Raw genomic sequence first — 7,104 nt, 5'->3', positions numbered from 1 at the left:
ATGATATATTAAGTAAAAATGTAATTTATTGCTTAGGGAATTTTACCCCTTCACAAGCAAAATCAGTAATTCAAGGATTAACAGAAAAATCACAATTTAAAATAGATTCAGAACTGACAGAAAAGTTAGTAGAAGACTTAGCTGAGGAGTTGGGAAAAATTCGTCCGATTGAGTTGCAAGTTATGGGAGCGCAATTGCAAAGAGAGAATATTACTACTTTGGCAAAATATCAAGAATTAGGAGATAATCCTAAAGCAAAATTGGTGGATAAATATTTAGCAGAAGTGGTGAGAGACTGTGGGGCAGAAAATGAAAAATTAGCTTGGTTAGTCTTACTATTGTTCACTGATGAAAATAATACTCGCCCCTTGAAAACTAAAGTAGAGTTGGTGAAAGAAAGTAATTTTAGTGCAGCAGAGTTAGAGTTAGTATTAAATATTTTTGTAGATTCTGGTTTGGTATTTTTGTTGCCCCAAAATCCAGCAGATCACTATCAGTTAGTACATGATTATTTGGTTGGGTTTATTCGGCAAAGAAAAGAGGTAGGAATACTACAAGAACTAAAACAGGAGCGGGAAGAACGACAAAAGTTGCAAAAACGACTGGTTAGAGGTTCAGTTGCTGCTGCCTTAGTGATGGCAGTATTGGCAATAGGAATGACGGTGTTTGGTTTAGATGCCATATATGAAAGAAGAAGAGCAGACAAACAAAGAAGATTGGCAGACAAGCAAACTATGTTAGCTAAGGCAAATGAAGCTAAAGCGCATTCTATTTTAGGTCAGCGTTTGGATGAACTAATTAGTGCAATGGAGGCTAGGCAAAAACAAATAGATAATGGTTTTCCATTAACAAATGAAACTAGCATTATTACAGATGTTCTACGAGTAGCAGTTTACAAAAGTGAGCAAAATGAGGAGTTTAGAGAGTTTAACCGTTTGCCAAGGGATCAGAATAAAGTCTCTGATGTAGAATTTAGTCAGGATGGAAAGATGATTGCAACTGCTAGTCATAATGGTACAGTAAAATTATGGAACCTTCAGGGGCAGTTATTACAGATTCTCAAAGGTCATAATAGTAGCATCTCTGATATAGATTTTAGCCCCGATAGAAAGACTATTTTAACTGCCAGTGATAATGGTACAGTAAAATTATGGAACTTTCAGGGGCAGTTATTACAGATTCTCAAAAGTCATAATAGTGGAATTTCCCATGTAGATTTTAGCCCCGATGGAAAGATTATTACAACTGCCAGTAGTGATGGTATAGTGAAATTGTGGAGCCAACAGGGTGAATTGTTGCAAACTCTGAAAGGTCATAATAGTGGAATTTCCAATGTAGATTTTAGTCCTGATGGAAAAACTATTACAACTGCTAGTGATGATGGTATAGTGAAATTGTGGAACCAAAAGGGTGAATTGTTGCAAACTATCGAAGCCCATGATAATAGGCTCGCGGATATAAATTTTAGCTCTGATGGAAAGACTATTGCCACCTCCAGTGATGATGGTATAGTGAAATTGTGGAACCAACAGGGTGAATTGTTGCAAACTATCGAAGCCCATCACGATCGCCCCTCGGATGTAAATTTTAGCTCTGATGGAAAGATGATGGCAACTGCCAGTGATGATGGTACAGTGAAATTGTGGAACCAACAGGGTGAATTGTTGCAAACTCTAAAAGGGCATAATAGTTTGGTCTCCGATGTAGAATTGAGGCAGGATGGAAAGATGATGGCAACTGCCGGTGATGATGGCACGGTGAAATTGTGGAACCAACAGGGGCAAGAGTTGCAAATTCTGCAAGAGTATAATAGTTTGGTCTCTGACGTAGCATTTAGTCCTGATGGAAAGATGATGGCAACTGCTAGTGATGATAGTACGGTGAAATTATGGAACCAACAGGGTGAGTTGTTGCAAACTCTACAGGGATATGATAGCTCGGTATCTGATGTAGAATTTAGTCCTGATGGAAAGATGATGGCAACTGCTAGTGATGATGGCACAGTGAAATTATGGGATCAACAGGGTCAGTTGTTGCAGACTTTGGAAAGATATGATAATTCTGTCAATAGTGTAGCATTGAGCGATGATGGAGAGAGTATTGCAACTGCTAGTGATGATGGTACAGTGAAATTGTGGAACAAAAAGGGTGAGTTGTTGCAAACTCTGAAAGCTCATAATAGTGGGATATCCGATGTAGATTTTAGCTCCGATGGAGAGAGGATGGCNAACAGGGTCAGTTGTTGCAGACTTTGGAAAGATATGATAATTCTGTCAATAGTGTAGCATTGAGCGATGATGGAGAGAGTATTGCAACTGCTAGTGATGATGGTACAGTGAAATTGTGGAACAAAAAGGGTGAGTTGTTGCAAACTCTGAAAGCTCATAATAGTGGGATATCCGATGTAGATTTTAGCTCCGATGGAGAGAGGATGGCAACTGCTAGTGATGATGGTATGGTGAAATTGTGGAACCAACAGGGGGAGTTGTTGCAGACTCTGGAAGGTCATAAAAAAAGAGTCTCTGATATAGCATTTAGCCCTGATGGCAAGACTATTGCAACTGCTAGTGATGATAGTACAGTGAAATTGTGGAACCAACAGGGGGAGTTGTTGCAAACTCTGAAAGGGCATAAGAGTTCAGTATCCGATGTAGATTTTAGCTCTGATGGCAAGACTATTGCAACTGCAAGTAATGACAAAACGGTGAAATTGTGGAACCGACAAGGTAAGTTGTTGCAGACTATAGCAGGATATAAGACTTTAGTCTCCGATGTAGAATTTAGCCCTAATGGAGAAATAATTGCTACTGCCAGTCGTGGGAAGACGGTAAAATTGTGGTTACATTTGGGGATAGAAGATTTAACCAAGCGTGGTTGCGAATTGTTAAATGATTACCTAATTTCCCATCCCCAGGAGTTAGAAGAACTCAGAATTTGCCAAACCGATAAACGGAAGGAAGCAGCAGCTCTCAGTTTGGTAATAGAGGGAGAAAAACTGGCAAGGGAAAGCAAAGGGGAGGCAGAAAAACTGAAGGCAGCAATAGCTAAATTTAATCAAGGGCTAAAATGGAATTCCAACCTCAACCTCAAGCCAAAAGTTAGAGCAGAATCATTATTCGAGGCAGAAAAATTGATGCAGGAAGGTAGAAAACTGGCAAGAGAAGGAAAAATTGAGGCAGCAATAGACAAGTATCAACGAGCAAAAGAACTTGACAAAATGGCATTGATTCCTATTTGGCAAAATATCGATCCAAAAGTTAAAGCTCAAGATGAGGCAGTAGATCAGTTTTGATCTCAAGGAAGGGAGTTTCTAAAACAGGCTAAAGTTAAAGATACAGTTACAGCACTTTTGAGGATGCTGAGGTACAGTTTTTGCAGTTCAGCCTTCGTTTGCTGTAACAAGCAGGATGCTTGTGTTACCAAAATTNACAGCACTTTTGAGGATGCTGAGGTACAGTTTTTGCAGTTCAGCCTTCGTTTGCTGTAACAAGCAGGATGCTTGTGTTACCAAAATTACAACAGACTGGAAGTCTTTGCTTTGTAGCTCACGCGCCTCCAAAATTGCTGTAAATATTACAAGCAAGCAGAAAAAATTGACCCTAATCTAATTTCTGCTGATAATTGGAATACACTTTGTCGTCAGGGCAGTCTTGATAAACAAGCTACTAATGTCATGTTTGCCTGTGAAAAAGCAGTCGCCCTTAGCCCTAAAGATGGCAATATTTTTGATAGTCGGAGACTTGCCAGAGCATTAACAGGAGATATTGAAGGAGCGATCGCAGATTTTCAGTTCTATCTAGAATGGACTGATGATGAGGAGAAGAAAGCACAACGGCAAGAATGGATAAAAGCACTCCAGGCAGGGGAAAAACCATTTACCGAGGAGTTGTTGGAGAGTTTGAGGTAGTAGGGGCGGGTTTAGCCAAGAGCCTTGATATAAGCGCGTTCAGTCCTAAAAACCAGCCCCGAAATTGGCCATGACAATTTCAGTCCAGTAGGGTGCGTTAGACGGCTACAATTACTCCGTGTGAAAGTGATTTAACAATCCGTCGTAACGCATCATTGCATAAGTGTCAGTCTAGTAGGGTGTGTTTTGCGGAGCTACATGAAAAAGCGCTAATCATGTTTCAGGTAAGCCAGCTAACGAAACCAGTTTTACCCATAAATTGCAATGGTGCGTTAAGCAGTAGCAATATTAACTTGATTTCAGACTTGTTGATATTCTCGCTAACGCACCCTACAAGTTCTTCTCAATAACCCCCCCCTTAAAAAGTAACTGAAGTATAGGAAAATGAGAGAGACATGAAGCAGTTTTAAGAAAATTATTACACAGTATTTCCTCTATTATCAAACAAAAAATAATTTGTATCAGTATATACAGAAAATCAATTCATTGTCACAAAAAGAATTATCAGGTTATGATTATAAGTTTATAAAATTTTTTGGCTCTCTGATTCCCTGTTAGTCTTGGCCTTTTTTCAAGATATTCTCTGCAAAATCCTTCTCAGGACTACGATACAAGAGCAAAATGATAAATGGGTTTTAATTTCATCACAACAGTGTTAGTCTCATAAGTTGAAGGAGAACAAAAAGTATTTTCTCCTCCATGCAATATTATTTTATACCTCGTCCTTAAGGACAGGTCATTATTTCAAATATTTCTGATTCATAATCATTATGAGTACATCAACTTCTGTTTTATCCGCTTGGCAACTATTAAGAAATCGTGAAATTACTTGCCAAGAAGCATTAGAAAATTTAGTCGATCAACGGGGAATTTTAAATCTCAAACTACTTGATAAAGAAGTAGCATATCGCTTCTTTAGAGAATTTCCGGATCAAAAAGATTTACCCCCAGTTATTCCCTTGCTGCTGTGGCGCAATTGCTACTACTTAGCCTCTCCTATAGATATATGTGCTGATGAAATGAAAAAGATGAGCGATCGTACTTTTTCTGATATCAGAATTATTGCTATTGCGGAAAAGAGCTATAGCGCTTGGTTTCATAGAGAAAAAATAGACCCCAAATCTATTTCTGGCACACAATTAATTAACCCTTTAACTGGAGAGTTAGAAGAAGAAGATGTCTGTGCCACTACAGAATTATATCTTTCCCAAGCAGCAGACCAAATTGGTCGGATTAAAACAATCATTTCCGGCGCTCTGCGTAACCGTGCTAGTGACATTCATCTTGAACCCACTGGGGAAGGTCTGCGAGTACGCTACCGTATTGATGGCATCCTCAGAAATATTACTACCCTACCAGCAGATATTGGTCGTCGAGTAGTAGTTGCCATTAAGGTTATGTGTGATATGGATATCGCAGAAAGTAGGTGTCCTCAAGATGGGCGAATTAGCGAGCAATATGCAGAGAATGATGATTCTAATGTAGGATTAGATTTGCGTGTTAGCACCCTTCCTTGTGTTGGTGGGGAAAAAGTTGTGATTAGGTTACTAACTTCCAAAAATCCTTTTTCTAGTTTAGAGAAGTTGGGATTTTCTGAGCGCAGTTTGAATGTATACAAAAATTTGTTGCGCCAACCACAAGGAATGATTATTTTTACAGGTCCGACTGGTTCAGGGAAAACAAGTACCTTATACACCAGTTTGTTATCGGTGGCAACGGAAAATGTTAATGTAGTTACTGTTGAAGATCCGGTAGAATATGTATTGCCAGGGATTACTCAAACTCAGGTTAATGAGAAGGCTGGAATGACTTTTGCTGCTGGTCTACGGGCTATCTTGCGTCAAGACCCTGATATTATTATGATGGGTGAAATACGCGATCGCGAAACGGCAGATACAGCAGTCCGTGCTGCATTAACTGGTCACTTAGTATTGACGACTCTACATACTAATGATGCTATGGGTGCTATTCCCCGCTTAAAGGATATTGGTCCTGACCCTGCTTTGATGAGTGATGCGCTCTTGGGTATTGTTGCACAAAGATTAGTCAGGAAAATTTGCCCCCACTGTGGAGAACCTCATACTCCTACCAAAGAAGAGTTACAAATATTGGGTTTAGATAAGCCACAAACATTATCTGCTGTCAATTGGGCTGTTAGCAATACCACATCTGCTTACGCTTCTATATTGAATAATAGTAATGGTAATGGTAATGGTCATAGCGTGCAAACAATGACTGCTGTTACTCCGAGTATCAATTATGAAATTCAAGGAAAATGGCGTATGGGTCGTGGTTGTTCTAATTGTTTCAATTCTGGTTATTCTGGTAGAGAAGCACTTGTAGAATTATTGGATGTCAATGATACTGTTCGCGAATTGATTTATGAAGGTACAATGACTCAGTTGCAACGTTATTTGAAGAAAAATGGTTTTGTTTCTTTCCGAACTGCTGCTATTGAAAAGGTGACTCAAGGGATAACAACAGTAGAAGAAGTACAACGTGTTTTGCCACGGAGTGCTTTGTATACTCAAAATATGGGTTGAAGTTAAAATAGTAATTAGCGATCAGATGTTTCTTATGAAATTCCCTATTAATTTGCCAATTTGANTGACTCAAGGGATAACAACAGTAGAAGAAGTACAACGTGTTTTGCCACGGAGTGCTTTGTATACTCAAAATATGGGTTGAAGTTAAAATAGTAATTAGCGATCAGATGTTTCTTATGAAATTCCCTATTAATTTGCCAATTTGACAAGTATCAATGAGGTGGGCAAATATTGAGTAATAGATATCTATGTTCAATCAACTAACATTTGCCCACCCTACTAATTCGTGCAACAAGTAGAGACTGATATAGCAGTGCCTCTGAATTTTGAATCATTATTATTAGGACTTACGCAAAGAAACCCGGTTTCTAGGATAAATCGTTGTTTTGAGCAATAGACGTCTACAAGAAACCCGGTTTCTGGGTTTTCCTGCGTAAGTTCTGATTATAACAAAACTTGCATGGCATCAAAACTATTCCCATACGACTCCTCACTCCTGACTCCTGACTCCTAAAAAATCACCTACCTATTTGTAGCAAACATTTATCAAAATGGTATAATATCATGTCAGGATGATTAGGTATAAATAAAATATTTGGCGATCAAGAGGATACATTTTAATTTCTCCCCTACTCCCCTACTCCCCTACTC

3 protein-coding genes and 1 pseudogene are annotated in these 7,104 nt (G+C 38.9%); all 4 read left to right on the top strand.

Translation table 11 applies throughout. The features are described 5' to 3' along the window. Positions 1-182: 182 nt before the first annotated feature. Positions 183-2,227 (top strand): annotated as a pseudogene (locus tag AFK68_RS45625) (WD40 repeat domain-containing protein); the annotation flags it as partial. A gap of 12 nt (positions 2,228-2,239) precedes the next feature. Further along, on the top strand, positions 2,240-3,292 hold the full coding sequence (locus tag AFK68_RS45620; RefSeq protein WP_094673918.1) for a WD40 repeat domain-containing protein: 1,053 nt from the start codon (positions 2,240-2,242) through the stop codon (positions 3,290-3,292). Between the two features lie 381 nt (positions 3,293-3,673). Then, positions 3,674-3,907: a hypothetical protein gene (locus AFK68_RS17720; protein ID WP_094673916.1), complete on the top strand. Its 234-nt coding sequence runs from the start codon at positions 3,674-3,676 to the stop codon at positions 3,905-3,907. Positions 3,908-4,677: 770 nt separating this feature from the next. After that, on the top strand, positions 4,678-6,450 hold the full coding sequence (locus AFK68_RS17715) for a GspE/PulE family protein (RefSeq protein ID WP_094673915.1): 1,773 nt from the start codon (positions 4,678-4,680) through the stop codon (positions 6,448-6,450). Positions 6,451-7,104: the final 654 nt, after the last annotated feature.

It is taken from the genome of Hydrocoleum sp. CS-953 (genome assembly GCF_002260545.1).
GTDB lineage: Bacteria > Cyanobacteriota > Cyanobacteriia > Cyanobacteriales > Microcoleaceae > Trichodesmium.
Note: the sequence above shows the minus strand (reverse complement) of the source record. Positions and strands in the feature narration are given on the sequence as shown.

Bases quoted from the DNA above. Each gene is read 5' to 3' on its own strand.
- AFK68_RS17720 (WP_094673916.1), top strand. From the start codon at position 3,674: ATGTTTGCCTGTGAAAAAGCAGTCGCCCTTAGCCCTAAAGATGGCAAT.
- AFK68_RS17715 (WP_094673915.1), top strand. From the start codon at position 4,678: ATGAGTACATCAACTTCTGTTTTATCCGCTTGGCAACTATTAAGAAAT.